The organism is Paeniglutamicibacter sp. NPDC012692, assembly GCF_042901625.1.
Classification (GTDB): Bacteria; Actinomycetota; Actinomycetes; order Actinomycetales; family Micrococcaceae; genus Paeniglutamicibacter.
Genome location: NZ_JBIBDE010000006.1, coordinates 163,408 through 179,000, shown reverse-complemented (window position 1 = coordinate 179,000; position 15,593 = coordinate 163,408). Strand labels below are relative to the sequence as shown.

The 15,593-nt window shown below is 63.3% G+C and carries 14 protein-coding genes and 1 pseudogene; 3 read left to right on the top strand and 12 right to left on the bottom strand.

What is annotated here, in order from left to right; translation table 11 throughout:
• Positions 1-22 precede the first annotated feature (22 nt).
• Complete coding sequence (locus ACFY5D_RS18660; protein ID WP_387533362.1) at positions 23-2,545, bottom strand: polynucleotide kinase-phosphatase; 2,523 nt, start codon at positions 2,543-2,545, stop codon at positions 23-25.
• Positions 2,542-3,960, bottom strand: coding sequence for a 3' terminal RNA ribose 2'-O-methyltransferase Hen1 (locus ACFY5D_RS18655; RefSeq protein ID WP_387533359.1), 1,419 nt, complete (start codon positions 3,958-3,960; stop codon positions 2,542-2,544). Before ACFY5D_RS18655 ends, ACFY5D_RS18660 begins: the two co-directional genes overlap by 4 nt.
• A 389-nt stretch (positions 3,961-4,349) precedes the next feature.
• Here ACFY5D_RS18655 and ACFY5D_RS18650 point away from each other — a divergent pair, with 389 nt between their 5' ends.
• On the top strand, positions 4,350-5,081 hold the full coding sequence (locus tag ACFY5D_RS18650) for a hypothetical protein (RefSeq protein WP_387533357.1): 732 nt from the start codon (positions 4,350-4,352) through the stop codon (positions 5,079-5,081).
• A 133-nt stretch (positions 5,082-5,214) separates the two neighbouring features.
• Here ACFY5D_RS18650 and ACFY5D_RS18645 read toward each other — a convergent pair.
• Together ACFY5D_RS18645 and ACFY5D_RS18640 are read right to left on the bottom strand one after the other, a co-directional pair.
• Positions 5,215-5,370, bottom strand: a pseudogene (locus tag ACFY5D_RS18645) (30S ribosomal protein S15); the annotation flags it as partial.
• A gap of 371 nt (positions 5,371-5,741) precedes the next feature.
• Positions 5,742-6,173 (bottom strand): ester cyclase, encoded by a 432-nt coding sequence (locus ACFY5D_RS18640; protein ID WP_387533354.1) that lies wholly within the window; start codon positions 6,171-6,173, stop codon positions 5,742-5,744.
• Between the two features lie 572 nt (positions 6,174-6,745).
• On the opposite strand from ACFY5D_RS18640, the gene ACFY5D_RS18635 reads away from it, so the two are divergent.
• Positions 6,746-7,540 carry an isocitrate lyase/phosphoenolpyruvate mutase family protein gene (locus ACFY5D_RS18635; protein ID WP_387533351.1) on the top strand — a complete coding sequence of 265 codons (795 nt, stop codon included), beginning with the start codon at positions 6,746-6,748 and terminating at the stop codon, positions 7,538-7,540.
• A gap of 154 nt (positions 7,541-7,694) precedes the next feature.
• Here the strand turns inward: ACFY5D_RS18635 and ACFY5D_RS18630 are convergent, their stop codons facing one another.
• From ACFY5D_RS18630 to ACFY5D_RS18615, 4 genes are all read right to left on the bottom strand, one after another.
• Positions 7,695-8,432 (bottom strand): YceI family protein, encoded by a 738-nt coding sequence (locus tag ACFY5D_RS18630; protein ID WP_387533348.1) that lies wholly within the window; start codon positions 8,430-8,432, stop codon positions 7,695-7,697.
• Between the two features lie 363 nt (positions 8,433-8,795).
• The gene (gene rpsO, locus ACFY5D_RS18625) at positions 8,796-9,065 is read right to left on the bottom strand and encodes a 30S ribosomal protein S15 (protein ID WP_387533345.1); all 270 of its coding nucleotides are present in this window, start codon (positions 9,063-9,065) and stop codon (positions 8,796-8,798) included.
• Between the two features lie 164 nt (positions 9,066-9,229).
• Positions 9,230-10,042 (bottom strand): class I SAM-dependent methyltransferase, encoded by an 813-nt coding sequence (locus tag ACFY5D_RS18620; protein WP_387533342.1) that lies wholly within the window; start codon positions 10,040-10,042, stop codon positions 9,230-9,232.
• Positions 10,035-10,982, bottom strand: coding sequence for a bifunctional riboflavin kinase/FAD synthetase (locus ACFY5D_RS18615; RefSeq protein ID WP_387533339.1), 948 nt, complete (start codon positions 10,980-10,982; stop codon positions 10,035-10,037). Before ACFY5D_RS18615 ends, ACFY5D_RS18620 begins: the two co-directional genes overlap by 8 nt.
• A 165-nt stretch (positions 10,983-11,147) precedes the next feature.
• Between ACFY5D_RS18615 and ACFY5D_RS18610 the strand changes: the two genes are divergently transcribed.
• A complete protein-coding gene (locus ACFY5D_RS18610; RefSeq protein ID WP_387533337.1) occupies positions 11,148-11,834 on the top strand; it encodes a DUF937 domain-containing protein in 687 nt (228 codons plus the stop codon).
• Positions 11,835-11,975: 141 nt separating this feature from the next.
• Here the strand turns inward: ACFY5D_RS18610 and ACFY5D_RS18605 are convergent, their stop codons facing one another.
• From ACFY5D_RS18605 to rbfA, 4 genes are all read right to left on the bottom strand, one after another.
• On the bottom strand, positions 11,976-12,473 hold the full coding sequence (locus ACFY5D_RS18605) for a hypothetical protein (protein ID WP_387533334.1): 498 nt from the start codon (positions 12,471-12,473) through the stop codon (positions 11,976-11,978).
• Complete coding sequence (locus ACFY5D_RS18600) at positions 12,470-12,844, bottom strand: hypothetical protein (protein ID WP_387533331.1); 375 nt, start codon at positions 12,842-12,844, stop codon at positions 12,470-12,472. The genes ACFY5D_RS18605 and ACFY5D_RS18600 overlap by 4 nt, the downstream gene beginning before the upstream one ends.
• Positions 12,845-12,925: 81 nt before the next feature.
• Positions 12,926-13,804, bottom strand: coding sequence for a tRNA pseudouridine(55) synthase TruB (gene truB / locus ACFY5D_RS18595; protein WP_387533664.1), 879 nt, complete (start codon positions 13,802-13,804; stop codon positions 12,926-12,928).
• Between the two features lie 1,259 nt (positions 13,805-15,063).
• The gene (gene rbfA, locus ACFY5D_RS18590; RefSeq protein WP_387533328.1) at positions 15,064-15,501 is read right to left on the bottom strand and encodes a 30S ribosome-binding factor RbfA; all 438 of its coding nucleotides are present in this window, start codon (positions 15,499-15,501) and stop codon (positions 15,064-15,066) included.
• Positions 15,502-15,593 lie beyond the last annotated feature (92 nt).

Below are 15,593 nucleotides of genomic sequence, written 5' to 3'. Positions count from 1 at the left end.
AAGCTCGGTACCCTCGTTTCTCCTACAACCGAGGATCCAATGGCTCGGACTCCAACGCCAACACCCCGAAGACCATCTGGTGGACCTTCCAGAGCGGTGCTCCCGAAGCTGTCAGCCGTAGGGCCTGAAGTCCCAGGATGTACTCGTGCAGGGCACGATTCCGTTTCCTGTCCGTGGCACGCTGGCGTAGACGGTCGAGATTCGACTCCTCCAGATAGTCGGGACCATAGATCAACCGCAGGTACTCCCTGCCCCGGACCTTGATGCCCGGCTGCACCCAGCCGCGCTTCGACCGTGTGAGGTTCTCCCAAGGCTTGACCACCATGCCTTCCGACCCGGCAGCGGTAAGTTCCTCCCACCATCGCACCGCCGCTTGGACGTCGGAGTCTTGGTCCAGATCCACGCGCAGGTTCCGGGTGTTGGCGAACAGTTCCGGGCCGGCCGCGGCGAGCCTGTCACTGACCTCCAGGTGCCACCCGTGGTCCCGGGTCTCAAGGCTTTGCCCCTCGGCGGCAAGCACCTGGAATGCCGCAAAGCGCAGGTCGTCGGCCGAACCGACATAGCGCCGGTAGGATTCCCGGAACGCCCGCGCACTGGTCCGACGGGTTCTCGTTCGGGCGAGCACTTCCTGGACATCGATGCCGTTGCCAGCAGCCCGTTCGAGCACCGCCACGGAGGCATCCGTCGCGGCAACGGCCGAAGCGGCCACCGAGGCGTAGGTGTCCTTGATCAGCGACTCTGCCTTCAACGACCACGGCATCAATTCGCCATCGAGCATCAACCAGTCGCTACCCAACTCGTCCCACAGCCCGGCGCGTTCCACGGCTTCGTGGGCCTGCTTCAGCACCAGCCGCTCGTGCTCGGTTTCGAGGAACTGGCGTCCGGTCCGGGTGTGCAGCGTACCCAGCCACTCTTCGGGCGCATCGAATCGACCGGGATCGCGGGACAACAGCATGACGGCGCGCGAACCCATGTGCTTCTCCTCGCAGACCAGTTGCGTGACCCCCTGGCGCCGGTAGTATTCGAACGCCTCCAGCGGGTGTTCCAGGTAGCCGGGCTGCGACGACGATTCGGCCGGCGACATGGTCGGCGGTAGGTAGCGCAACCACCGCGGATCGATGGCAAACCGGCTCATCGTCTCCAGCGCGCCGGCGGCCTGGGCCTCATTGATCTTCACCGTCCCCAGGCCCTCGGCCTTCAAGAACTGCACACCGGAGACGTCCTCCATGGACAACACACCGGGCTCGCGTTCCGGGCCGCGCGGCGACTCCAGCGGCCGTCCCGGTTCGCAGTACTGCGCCAGAGCCTGGACCTGGACGACCTCACGTTCGGGATAGCGCATGGCACTGAGCGCTCCCCCGAACACGCAGCCGGTGTCAAGGCAGGCGGTGTTGTTGATCCACGCCACCTCGGTGACCGCCGTGTGCCCGTAGAGCACCGCCGCATCCCCGCGGTACTCGTTGGCCCACGGGTAGCGCACTGGCATGCCGTACTCGTCGACCTCGCCCGTGACCTGACCGTAGAGGGCGAAGGCCCGCACCCGCCCGGAGGCGCGGCCATGGTATTTCTCGATCAGCCCCGCATGCGCGATCACCAGCTTGCCGTCGTCCAGCACCAGGTGGGAGACCAGCGAGTCGCAGAAGTCCGCGACCTTGCGGCCAAAGCCCTCTTCCTGGCCGGCCAGCTGTTCCAGCGTCTTGTCCAGCCCGTGGGCCGCGGTGACCTTGCGCCCGCGCAGCGCGCGCACCAGTTTTTCCTCGTGGTTGCCGGGCACGGCAAGGGCATGGCCGTTGCCGACCATCCCCATGGCCAGGCGCAGCACGCCCGGCGAGTCGGGTCCGCGGTCGACCAGGTCGCCCACGAAGATCACCCGCCGCCCCTCGGGGTGTTCGGCATCCACGGCACGGCCCTGATCGTCACGCACCACTTCGTAGCCAAGGGACCCAAGCAGCAGAACCAACTCATCCAGGCAGCCGTGGACATCGCCGATCACGTCGAACGGACCGTGCTGGTCGCGGAAATCGTTGAGCAGCTTGTGGCGGCGAATCACCGCATGCTCAATTTCGTCCGGCGTGGAAAGCACGTGCACCCGGGCAAAGCCCTCTCGGCGCATCGAGCGCAGCGACTTCTTCAGCTGCCGGTGCTGGCGGTCGATCACCGCCGGCGCAACCGATCCCCCGCCGCGCACGGCGTTGCGTTCCAGGCAGACCTTGACCGGGAGATCCAGCACTATGGCCGAAACCAGCGAGTCCTGCGCCTTGGCCACCTCCACCAGCTTCTCCCGGGCGGCCTGCTGGACGTTCGTGGCATCCACGACGGTCAGCAAGCCGGACTCGAGGCGCTTGCCGGCAACGAAGTTCAAAGCCTCGAAGGCCGCGGGTGTCACCGACTGGTCGCTCGGGTCGTTGCCGACCAGCCCGCGGAACATGTCGCTGGAAAGCACCTCGAACTCACCGAAGTGCTTCGCCGCGAAGGTTGACTTGCCCGACCCGGAAACGCCGACCAGCAACACCAGGCCGACCTCGGGAATCCTCAATTCGCTCATGCCCCCACCTTTCGGAAGATCGCCATCTGGGTGGCCGGACCGGCGCCCGCTGATTCCTCGCCCACCGGGCGGTACTCCACGCCGTAGCCATGTCGTGAGGCCACCGCGTCCGCCCATTGGGCGAACTCCGCCCGCGTCCATTCGAAGCGGTGGTCCTCATGCCGCATGGTTCCCGCGGCCAGCGTGGGGTACAGCCTGTTGAATTCGGAATTCGGGGTCGTCACGATCACGCTGCGTGGCGCCGCCCCGGCGAAGATGGAGTCCTCCAACGCCGGCAGCCTGCTCGACTCGATGTGTTCGATGACCTCCATCAGCACCACCGCGTCGAAGCCGGCGATCCGCGCGTCGCGGTACACCGCCGAGCTGTGCAGCAGCTTGATCCGGTCCTTGTCCGCATCGGCGAGCTCATCCAGATTCAGCATCTTGGCGGCCTGTTCCAGCGAACGGGCCGACACATCGGTACCGAGGATCTTGGTGAAGAATCCGTCCTTCTGCAGACGGCGCAGCAGGGCGCCGGGCCCCGACCCAACGTCGACGACAGTGTGTGCGCCGCAATCCTTGAGCGCGGCAATGACGGCTTCCGCGCGCTGCACCCGCAACGGCGGCGCAGCACTCCCCCGCGTCCGGACCGGCTCGTCGGCATCCGCAGTCGTGTCTGGCACTGCCCCTGCGATCATGGTGTCAGCCGCGGCCACCAGGTCCCTCTGGTGTGCGAGGTATCGGCGGGATATCAGTGCACGCGCGGGGTGCCCGGGCAGCCAGCCCTCCCCCTGTCGGACCAGCTTCTCGGCCTCGTCGTCGTTGACCCAATAGTGTTTGCTGTCATCGAGCACCGGGAGCAGGACATAGAGCTGCCGCAGGGCAAGATGCAGGGGCACGGTGCCGGTGAGCACCAGGCTGCTGTAGCGGGAATCCACCCACTCCGGGTAGGCATCGTCCAGCGCGATCGGCTGTTGCTCGATCGTCCACCCCAGCGGCGCGAACAGCCGCTGCACCAGGTCGTGGCCGTCGCTGCCTCTGGTGGAAGCCACCGGTACTTCAAGACGCAGCGGTAACGGGGTTCCGGCCAATTCCGGATGGGCCTCGCTGGTTTCGGTCATGGCGCTGCGCAGCACCTTGCCAAGGGCCACTGCCAACAGGCTTGACGCCGTGAACGGCCTGTCGTTGATGTAGTAGTCGAGTACCCCATTGTCGCCCCGAAAGCGCTTGTTGCGGACCAGACCAATGGCATCCACTTCCAGCAGCAGGGCCGCGGTGGTGCGCTCCGGCGAGTATTCCGGATAGAAGACGTGGGCGTTACCGACCGACAGCTCAAAGGTTTGCAAGCGCCCGGGATGCTTGCGCAGCAGGTGGGAGAGCGCCGTGGCGTCGAGTTGGGAACCCGACTCCGGCTCGAGGGTGATGGTGATCAGCAACGTCTCTCCTTCCACGAACTGCAAAACCAGCCACTAACTAGGCCATTTGGGTAGACAATACTCTAGAAAGCTCTTTGCGGCAGCCGGTGCGACACCGGAGTGAGCAAGTGAGTTCGACACGTACTCAGCATGAAAATGGCAGTCAGCACGTCTTTTCGCACAACCAATAGATCAATATACAGAGACACTTCCCCGGAGTCTTCTATCCGTAGCCCGTGGCAACAACCGAACTCAACGAAACTCCCGATGCACGCAGGCAAGATGTTTACTCGATTCGTTTTGACTTCCCATGGCGAGCCTCGCCCCCGATTTACCCCGTCCCGTATAGGATTTTTTGTATCACTCGCGCCAGTTCAGGCGCACTCACACGCGTTTTCAAGGGGAGAACTTTGCGCATTTCAGCACTACGTCGAGGCCTGGGCTTCGGTGCCTCAATCATGTTGGCCGCCGGTCTGGCTTTCACAGCCGCACCGGCTCAAGCAAGTGAGCGCCCCATCGACATCACGGGGTACAAGGTTTCGGACGTCACCGTCGGCGACTCGAATTGCCGAAATGTCACCGTGTCCGCCTTCGCCAAGACGGCAGGCGATTACGTCGACTCATACGGTTCCATCGATGTCACAAAGCAGGGTGGAATTGTTACTTCGATGTGGTTTGAAGACGATGAGCTAGACCGGGCCTTCATCTGTCCGTCCTTGTACGGACTCGGGACCTACAAGGTGGGGCCGGCCGATATCAATGCTGAGTACGAGTACTATGACGACTACTTCGAAGAGTACGACACCCACTACACGTCCTACACGGACTACACCAGCAAAACGTTCTACGTCCGCGGCAAGACCAAGAGCTCGCTGAGCGCCAAGCGCTCCGGCTCCAAGGTGACACTGACTGCCAAGGCCCAGGTCTACACACCGAACAAGTACCGCTACGCGCAGTACAACGCGACCGGTGCGAAGTTCCAGGTGAAGTCCGGTAGCACGTGGAAGACCCTGAAGACCGTCAAGCTTAAGAGCGGCAAGGCCAGCGTCACTGTCAAGCAGTCGAAGAAGAAGACCTACCGCCTCTACATCCCGAAGGCATCCTGGGCAACTTCTACCACCTCGAAGTCCGTCTCCAAGTAGCCCGCTCTCGCCGAGGCCCGCATGCGGGTTCGGTGTTACGACACGAAACCCCCGGCTTCCGTACGGAAGCCGGGGGTTCTTCAATCTACGTGCAAGACTCGCGACGCAGACCGAGGAGCTCGATCAGTGCACGCTAGCGTGCGATGACGGTATCCTCGCGGGAGGCCGGCATGCGGCGACGACCAACCAGGGGCATCAGGCCGCGCCGGGCGTTGTGATCGTGTTTGTGCATCGTGAGGTGATCCGTCAGGTCAGAGATGCAACGCGACATCACGGTGACCGACGCCTCCGCGTGCGCAATGTTCCAAAAAGCGGATCCCGCCCGGCGGCGCGATCGTGCCGTGCGACCGGGATCCTTTCGTCCCTCGCCTGCACGCAGCATCCCGCATGGCATATAAGCCATTCTCCCGGGCTCGAACTTCACTGCACCCAACACCGAATTCAAGCCCCTGGATTCACTCGGGCGGCCTTCGCGCCGGCCATGCATTGGCCAACGTAGGTGATTCGTCTTGAAATCGGCTAGTTAAGGTAATCCAAACTATGAAATGCGCGATCTCATGGGCACGCATGGTGTTCCCCGATCAACGCTGAATGTCTCGGGGTTCAAAGTCGTTGGATTGGCAACACGAGACAAGACTATGTCCGAATCAATCCGTTCCCTCAAATACTTGCGCGCGCAAGCTGCGAAACAACACCAGCTCGATCTATGTGCATCCAGTATTGGGTAATAAGCCCGTCCTCGACTTCGTAAACCACGGAGTTGATTTGCTGCACATTGTTTCGGGTCGGAAGGTAGCCTTCGACAGTCGCCATATGGTGCCCATTCTGGGAGAAACGCACATGCGCCCGCTTCCCTTCCACAATGAATTCCTCAACTTCAAGCGCGAACGCGCCCCATGTTTCGGTCATTTCGCGCACATGCCCAGCATAGTCATCAGGACTTCGTTCAACGGTTCTCGGATCCTCCGACTGCACCTGGTGGGCCAGAACTCGAGGTGCCATAAACTCGCCGGCACGTTCCGGGCTACGGCCCGAACGAACTTCCTCCAAAAACGACTTCACAACACGGCGGGTATCTTCAGCATCAGTCATAGCACCATACTAGGGACTCATACGCGTACAGCTCCACTTCCAGACAAAGGGGCCGAGTGGACGCATCAAATGACGTTTCAAACTGGAACGCTTTCCGCGTCAACGTCGGTAGATTCCTTGCACAGCAATGTCGAAAATCAATGCACTCCCCTGTGATGACATCACGTATCAACCGATAGCGACGTACACTCCTTGCTCGCGGAAGCCGCAACTCGCCCCGCCTGCCACCGGCCTCTTTCCAGTCCGTTGTCCTGTCCTAAACGATCCCAGGCTCCCATCAATGGAAACCGGGAATCTAAATCAAACCTAGCGACGCAGGCCGCGGTGATTGTAGTGGGCGTGCTCGTGCATCTTCAGATGCTTCGTCAGGTCCAAGATGCGACATGACATCACGCCGATCCATTGGAGATCCGCGTATCTGCGACTAGTTCGGCAGCCCAGCCCTCGGATGCATCTGCACAATGCCCCATCTAAAATGAAGCCCAATAAAGCGGCGTCGCCCATCGCCGGTTCCGACTAGGATCGAAGCCTGAAGGCGACCTGCCTTGGACGGACTCGGGATGGGATTGAAAGTGGCCACGTTTCTTGAACTTCACCACGCTGATGAACCGTTGGTGTTGCCCAACGCATGGGATGTGGGTTCCGCTCTGGCATTTGCGGCGGCCGGTTTCCCCGCCATCGGCACCACCAGCTTCGGCATAGCTGCCAGCGCCGGGCTGCCTGACGGTGACAGGTCCAGCAAGGCAGCAACCGCCGCCCTCGTGGGACAGCTGGGCCGCTTTCCAGCCCACATCACTGCGGACATCGAGGATGGCTACTCCGACGACCCTACCGAGGTCGCAGAGTATGTGGCCGAGTTGGCGGCCCTCGGGGTGGCCGGGATCAACATCGAAGACAGCAGGTCTGGGCATTTGGTTCATCCGGCTGCCCTCGCCTCCAAGATCGCGGCCATCAAGCTGCGGACCCCGGGCGTGTTCGTCAACGCCCGCGTGGACAACTTCTGGTTCGCCGAAGAGCCGACGGTGGACGCCGTCCTGCACCGCGCCCATGCATACGCCAATGCCGGGGCAGACGGGATCTTTGTCCCTGCGGTTGTGACAGCGGAAGACATCCAGAGCGTTACCGCCGGGATCCGGTTGCCGGTCAACGTGTTGGCTCATCCCTCGTTGACCGTTGCCGAACTGGGGAAGCTGGGTGTCCGGCGCGTGAGCTCCGGTTCGCTACCGTACCGTGCGTCGGTGGACGCGGCCGTAGACACTGCAAACACCCTGCGTGACGGCAGACCGACTCCTCCCGCGACGCCATACTGGGAGATGCAAGCACGACTCGTAGCGTTCCGCCAAGGCCCGGGCCAACTTGCCGGATAAGGTCCGGTACCTCCAGCAGAACGCGTCCGCTGCGAAGTTCCAGGTAAAGTACGGCAAGGCCAGCGCGACTGCCAAGCAGTCGAAAAGGAGGACTAACCGGGGGCCATCAAGCCGCGGATTCGTATTCCCCCCTCGGTCTGCGATTCTGCCGCGCTTATTTTTGGGTCACGTCCAAGGAAAATTCGATAAAGCCGGAGTCCTCCACGGAGACGAACCCAAGGTTCGGCGCCTTTACACCAAAATCGGCCCAAGTCACGGGGATCTGCCCCACCAACTGCGCCGCACCATCGCTGAACGCGCTCTGCACATTGGCGGTAATCGACTTGGTCTGGCCGTTGATTGTTAGGTTTCCGGTAACCGGGAAGGTCTGCGTGTTGCCGTCGGCTGCCCCGGTCAGCGCAACCGGATCGCTCAATGTGAAGGTCGCCTCGGGGTGCTGCGAGGTATCAATTGCTGAGGTGCGGAAGTAGGTATCGCGGTTATCCGAGTCAGTGGCGATGGTGTCCACCTTCAACGTCAGTCTGGCGGCCGTGAGCTTGTTGTCCTCGACGGTCAACGATCCGCCTACGTCCTCGGTGCGGCCAGTCACCGTCACGTCGGAACCATTCAGGACCTCATTAAGGCGGTAGCCGGCGTAGGAGCCCTGACCGATGGCCCACGTACCCGCGAAGTCCTCCGGAGTTGACGCCGGCCCAGTGGATCCCGCACCACTCGATGCTCCCCCGCTCGGCGTTGCCGTAAGTTTCGGCACATCTTCGGCTTGAACGGAGACACTATCCGCATAGATGCGGCTACCTATGAATACGCCTGCGATGATCAACGCGACCACCACGGGGATGATCCAAATCAGTCGCTTCTTCTTGGTGCGGGCGGGTGCGGGCTGGTCCGTCATTCAGTCTCCTGATTGCTTGCGCCGTCTTCCGGCGCCCATCTACTTGACCCTTGAAGTATTCCATTGTCATGGGTGCGATGTCGCGATTCTTGGCCCTTATCCCAGATCTTATGCGGTGCTGCACAGGCCATATACAGGAAACCTCAAATCCAAGACATGGCATGTCAGGGGGCGGCACAAACCCGCACATCTTCGTCGAGCACCAAAACCGAGAATCCTGGCTGCGGAGACTCCTGGACATTGGCGTGCCCCACACATCCGGCATTCCGCTGGCCGTATTTGATTCCATTACCCTGACATAAAAAATTCCCCGGCTCCCTTCAATGGGAACCGGGGAATCTCAATCAAACCTTGTGCTAAAGACTAGCGACGCAGGCCGAGGCGCTCGATCAGTGCACGGTAGCGTGCAATGTCGGTGCCCTTGAGGTACGCAAGCATGCGGCGACGACGACCAACCAGGGCCATCAGGCCACGGCGGGTGTGGTGGTCGTGCTTGTGCATCTTCAGGTGCTCCGTCAGGTCGGAGATGCGACGTGACATCACGGCGATCTGAACCTCTGGTGAACCGGTGTCGCCTTCGCTGGTGGCGTAGGCCTTCATGATTTCCTGCTTGACAGCGGCGTCCAATGCCACAATAACTCCTAGAGTTGTACCGCGTTTCAAAGATCACCGTTTCCGGCAGGTGCCACGCAACCGCGGACTGCAGCGAACACCAGCAATAAGTCTAGCAAAGACCACGCCCCGTATGGCACCGCGGGAGATCAACGGCACAGCGGAGGTTTCCGGGGCCGCCCGGTTCAGCGCAGGCGGGCCCGCCATGCATGCGTCAGGTACGGCACCGTGATCGGTGAGCCTTCCACGTGGCCCAGGTGCTCGTAGAGGTACCAGGACAGGTTCGATTCGACCCGCGCCTTGGTCGCCGCGCTTGCGCGCAGGTAGTAGCTGCGGGACTTGGCCAGCTCGATGATCTGCTCGCCGGTCAGCTCCTGGTTCCAGGTCCACTGCCCCGGTTCCGGGGCGAAGAACTCCTGGCCCAACGGCGGCTGGAAGTCAGGGCGGTGCACGTCGCCGGCATGCATGATGCGTGCCAGGCGGTGGACCCAGGACACCGAGACATCGAGCTGGTTCCAGACCAGCGACAAGAGCCCGCCGCTGCGCAAGACCCGTGCGGCCTCGCTGCTTGCCTGCTTCGGGTCGACCCAGTGCCAGGCCTGGGCATAGGTGATCACGTCCGCACTGTCTGCCTCCAGCCCGGTGTGTTCGCCTGTGCCCTCGGCCGCAATGACCTCCGGAAGCCGGGTGCGGAGCACGCCGAGCATGTCGGTGGAGGGTTCGACGGCGCGCACGCGCAGGCCGCGACCCAGCAGCATGGCGGTGAAGATGCCGGTGCCGGCACCGACGTCCACGGCGTCGCGGGCGCGCGGCGGCACCATGAAATCAAGTGCCGCGGCCGGGTAGGACGGACGCACCGCGTCGTAGTGCTTTCCGCCGGCGCGGAATGCAGTTGCCAGTTCGTTGCGCCGAGCCGCACTCATCGTGAAGGCCCGTGCTGGAAGCGACGGGATGGGGCGCGGGGTCTCGGTGGGGTGCGGTTTGAAAATCTCAGGCATGAATCAGGACCGTACGGGTGCGTTGAACATCCTCACGCATCTGTTCGATCAGTGCTTCAATCCCGCGGTAGGCAACCATGGGACGCAGGTGTTCAACGAATTCAACGACGACCTGCTGGCCGTACAGGTCAAAGTCCTCCACGCCCTCTTCGGGACGGTCGATCACGTGTGCCTCCACCTGGCGGCTCACGCCCTCGAAGGTCGGGTTGGAGCCGACGGAGATGGCGGCCGGCCAGCGGACCTGCGCCTCGTCAACAAGCCATCCGGCGTACACGCCGTCGGCTGGAATGATCCCCGTGGCTGCGGAGTCCAGATTCGCGGTGGGGAATCCCAGGTCGCGGCCGCGTGCGGCGCCGTGGACAACCTCTCCGCGCATGCGGTGCGGGCGTCCCAGGATCTGTGCGGCGACACCTACCTCGCCGCGGTTCAGTGCCTCGCGAACCCAGGTCGATGACCAGCGGCGGTGTTCGCCGATGTCGTCGACGCCGATGACCTCAAAGCCGTACTGCTCGCCGAGCTGGCACATCTTGGCGAAGTCGCCCTCGTTGTTGCGGCCGAACCGCACGTCGTGGCCAACCACCACGGTGCAGGCGCCGAGCGCGCCGACAATCACCTTGGCGACGAATTCCTCGGCCGTGGCCTGCGCGAATTCCAGGGTGTAGCGGATCATCAGCAGGCCGTCGAGGCCCTCGTCGGCGAGGGTCTCGATGCGGTCCGCGATGCCCATGATCAGTTCGGGCGCCTCGTCCGGGCGGTGCACCTGCGCCGGGTGCGGGTCAAAGCTGATGGCCATTGCCTTGGCATGGCGTTTGCGTGCCTCGGCGACCACCGCCGCAAGCACCTCGCGGTGTCCGCGATGCACTCCGTCGAAGTTGCCGATGGTCACTACCGATGGGCCGATGCCGGGTGGTACGGCTTCAAGGCCTTTCCAATAGTGCACGCTCGCTCCTCCGTTGGGATGTTTGGCCGTAGGTTTCACGGCCCTATCCATTATGGACGACAATTGCCCGAACTGCCGATTCTTGCGCCTCCGGGGGTCAAAAACCGATCGTTGAACCCTAGGATGAAAATGAATCACGAGATTCGCCGATCCCAAGGAGCTGAAATGGTTAACCTCAACGACCTGCTGGAACTCTTGCCGCTGGATCAGATCGCCGGAAAGCTCGGCGTCGATACCGACACGGCCCGCGCCACGGTCGCCACCGCGCTGCCATCGCTGGTGGCCGGCATGCAGAACAATGCGGCCTCACCGGAGGGCGCCGAAGCCCTGCAGGCCGCCATCGCACAGCACGACGCCTCGCTGGTCGAGGGCGGCGTCGACCTCGAGTCGGTGGACACCGACGACGGCCAGAAGATCGTGGACCACGTGCTCGGGGACAACCAGGCGGTCCTCGCCGCGCAGCTCAACGGCGCCACCCCGGAAGGATTCGATCTCGGCGGCCTCGTGCAGAAGGTGCTTCCGATGCTTGCCCCGGTGGTCATGAGCTTCCTGGCGAAGAACGCTTCCTCGCCCGGCGACGGCGGCGGCGGCTTTGACATCGGCGGATTGCTCGGCGGGCTGCTGGGCGGCGGCAACCAGCAGCAGGCCCAGGGAGGCGGCGGATTCGACATCGGGGGCATGCTCGGAGGCCTTTTCGGCGGCGGCCAGCAGCAAGGGTCCCAGGCCGGCGGACCGGACATCGGCGGCATGCTCGGAGGCCTCTTCGGTGGAGGCAACCAGCAGGAGGGCCAGCAGGGCGGCGGCGGACTGGATCTTGGCGGCATCCTTGGCGGACTCTTCGGCAAGAAGTAGTCCCGTGCCGGCCCAAGGCCGGGCAGAACTGTGACAGAAAAAACAGGGCCGCGCCCCCGCCGATTCTCATCGGCGGGGGCGCGGCCCTGTTTGCGTCTTCCGGATCCAGGCGGTTCCGCTGGCCCGTGATCCTTGTTCCCGTCAGTTTCCGGCGGCGGGGACGGCCGGGCGGTGCTTGCGCAGCCACCAGAGGCCGATCAGCGGCAGCGCCAGCGGAACGTAGCCGTAGCCCGACCCGAAGTGCGACCAGACGGCAGGGTGGGCAAAGAGCGCCGGCAGCACGTAGCTGAGCGTGCCGACAACGAGCACGCCAACCAGCTCGAAGATCACCGCGTACCGTGACAGCCGCCAGCTGCCAGGCCGCTTGGACGCCAGCGCAAGCGTGGCGACGATGTAAACGATGCCGGCAAGCAGGCTCAGCAGGTAGGCCAGGGGCGCTCCCCCGAAGTCCATCATGATCTGGTAGACGGCGCGCACCGTGGCCGAGAGCGCCAGCACGCCGTAGACGGCGATGATGATGCGCCCGAGCCCGGAACTGCGTCCTCCGTTGGACTCCTGGGGCTTCGATTCCTTGCCGCGGGATTGTGCGGCATCGACGATGCGCGAACGACTGGTGCCCGATCGGCCTGTTTCACTCATGCTGCTATTGCCCCGTCCCAAATCTGTTCCATCCTGAAGAGCATCACAAAGACGATGACGCCCGATACTGCCAGCACCGTGTTCGACCAACGGGACTTGTCCGTGACCGCCCAGATGAACGCCAGCGCGGGGATCAGCAGGGCCGTGAGCAGGTAGCCCCAGAACTCCCAGGGCTCCCCCGAGATCGGCTGGCCACCGGCCTGCCGGATAGCCGCCGAGACGCCGTAGACCACCAGGAAAACCTCCAGCAGCGCCACGGATACCAGCGCAAAGTCATCCGGGTACTCACGGATGATCGTGGCGACAACGCCCAGTATCAACGCCACGGCGCACAAAATCGCGCCGGCGATGAAGAAACCGTCAACTATCACGGCAAAAACCTATCTCCTTGGAAGGAAAGCGAATTCAAGGTCGGACCTGCATCGCGTGCCCTTGGCACGCGATGCGAAGGCCTAGGATGCCGTGGCGAAGACCAGCTCCGGTTTGGCTTCCTTGCCCTTGTTCTTCAGCAGCGCAACGAGCGTGCCGTCGGGGGCGAACGCCGCGGTCACCTCGTCGGTTTCGTTGCTGCTGATGCGGCGCCCGTAGGACAGCTCGGCGCGTTCGTGCTCGGTGAGGTCGCGGCGGGTGAACAGCGCATCGGCGGCGTCCTCCAGCGGCAGGTACTCGAAGTTCTCCGCCAACTGCTCCAGCGTTCGGGCACGGTCCAGCGTGTACGGGCCGACCTCGGTGCGGCGCAGCGCGGTCAGGTGGCCGCCGACGGCCAGGTCCTCGCCCAGGTCGCGGGCCAGTGCACGGATGTAGGTTCCCGACGAGCATTCGACGGTCACGTCGATGTCCAGCACCTTGCCGGCGCGTTCGCGGCGGATGTCGTGGATCTCGAAGCGGTGGATGGTCACCGGACGGGCGGCAAGCTTCACGTCCTCGCCGGCACGCACGCGGGCGTAGGCGCGTTCGCCGTTGACCTTGATGGCACTCACGGAGGAAGGGACCTGCTCGATCGGACCGGTGAGCTTGGCTACCGCCGCATAGATCTGGTCCTCGGTGAGCGCCGCCGCGATGCGGCTCTGCACGATCTCGCCCTCGGCGTCGTCGGTGATCGTCGATTCACCCAGGCGTATGGTGGCGGTGTAGGTCTTGTTCGCGCCCACGATGTAGGTCAGCAGGCGGGTGGCCTTGTTGATGCCCAGCACCAGCACGCCGGTTGCCATCGGGTCCAAGGTTCCGGCGTGGCCCACCTTGCGGGTTCCTGCCAGGCGGCGGGTGCGGCCAACCACGTCATGGCTCGTCCAACCCTGCGGTTTGTCGATGATGACCAGGCCTGAGCCGATGGGTTCCGTGGGGTTCTGCGGGGCTGTTTTCACGCCCTCAAGTATAGGCAGGTTCGCCGGCTCTTTTCGCCCACCGGTGTTGGGCGGCTCCCCCGGGACAGTGCTGGACAGGGAACGCCGAGAACATCCGCCACCTTCCGACTCGGCGTCGCCGGGCGATTCCGGGGCCCCATCCGTGACTGCAACGCCCATCCCCGGCCAAGGGCCGAGAGGTAGCCGATGCCGGACCGGCGATCCGGCGGCGGAGTTCGTGTCCAACGCCTCACCCAACCTGTCGACGGCGGCTGTTGCCGGAGACCGTCGCGGGCGCTTTCGACGGGCTGCCGGGTGGCCCCAAAAGCCCTTCCGGGTCCGCGAAAATCGACGGCGAAAACTCCTACAAATACCGTTCGCTGCCCTTTATCCGCGGGTTTTTCAGCGAATTTTCGCCTGGCCTAAAACTTTCTCTGATGGTTCGCTGAACGCTACGTCCCAAATGGAACCATGGTTTCGGGGTAGCCCATCCGCGCGCCCATGGAAAACCTTTTGTCTATGCCATTGACTACCTCCTGATGTGTCAATAATCTTCAGACTATTGGCACATGTCCGGATCGGTCTTCGAGGTTCAGCACCGCTGCAAGACCGGTTCCCCACACCGTTCAAACGGTATCCACCTGCACTGCTCGCAGGCACCAACAAACTTCAAAGATCCACCACCAGCTGCACTGGTCATCGACCGGTGCAGCGCACATGCAGGGTGATCTTGCGAGGACTCGCAATCATCGATGCGTCGCAAGGTATGGGTCAATAGTTGTTTCCGGGGAGGTTCCATCATGCAGATTCGTCCGATTCCGGCACCCATCGCGAAATCCGCATTGCCGTCCCCTCCCCCGTTGGCACCCGCACGAGGCAGAGCACCGACCGTCGCCGGGCCCACGGCCGCAACGGACGTCTGCCGGCACCAAGTGGTTTGTTCTCTTCCGGAAGGGCTGCGCAAGCCCGAATCCGGCAAAGCGTTCCCCCTCCGATCCGCACCCTCGCCAAACGTGGTCGCTTCACAGCGATGCGCGTTTTCGTTTGGGGGGCGAGTGTTCGGATAGGTCCGGGGATCTGCGCGACGTAGTCCGCGCATGTGGCGCATCGGTTTGACCGGGCACGCAAAAAGAGGCCTGCAACGGGCCGTCCATCCACTGGATGGTCGGCCCCGAGCAGGCCTCTTCATGTGCGCTCCGCACGGCTTCCCCTGCGGGCAGCCGGCTTCACGAAGAAGGAATCAGCGCTTAGGCTTCTTCGTCTTCTTCCTCGTCACGCTTGTACGGGTCGGCGTCGCCGGCGTGGGTCTTGCCTTCGGCCAGGGCTGCAACTTCTGCATCCTTGGCCTTGGCGACGCGCAGCAACGCTTCGAGGTTCGAGGCGTTGACCGGGATTTCGTCGGCGACGAATTCCAGGGTCGGGGTCAGGCGAACGGTAACGTTCTTGCCGACCTCCTTGCGCAGGACGCCCTTGGACTTCGCCAGGGCGGCTGCCGCATCGGCCTTGGCTTCGTCGTCGCCAAAGACCGTGTAGTAGATGGTGGCGTGTTGCAGGTCGTTGGTCACCCGTGCATCGGTGACCGTAATGGCCTCCACGCGGGGATCCTTGACTGCCTTGCCCAGGGCCTGGGCGACAACCACCTTGATGCGTTGGGCCAGTTTTGCGGCACGAGCCGAATCAGCCATGGTCGCTCCTTCTTTTCAAGGTTCTTGAAACTTTTGGTTAGTGCGCTTCGACGGCTGGGCGGCCGCAACCAGTTCGGTTACGGCCGCCCAGC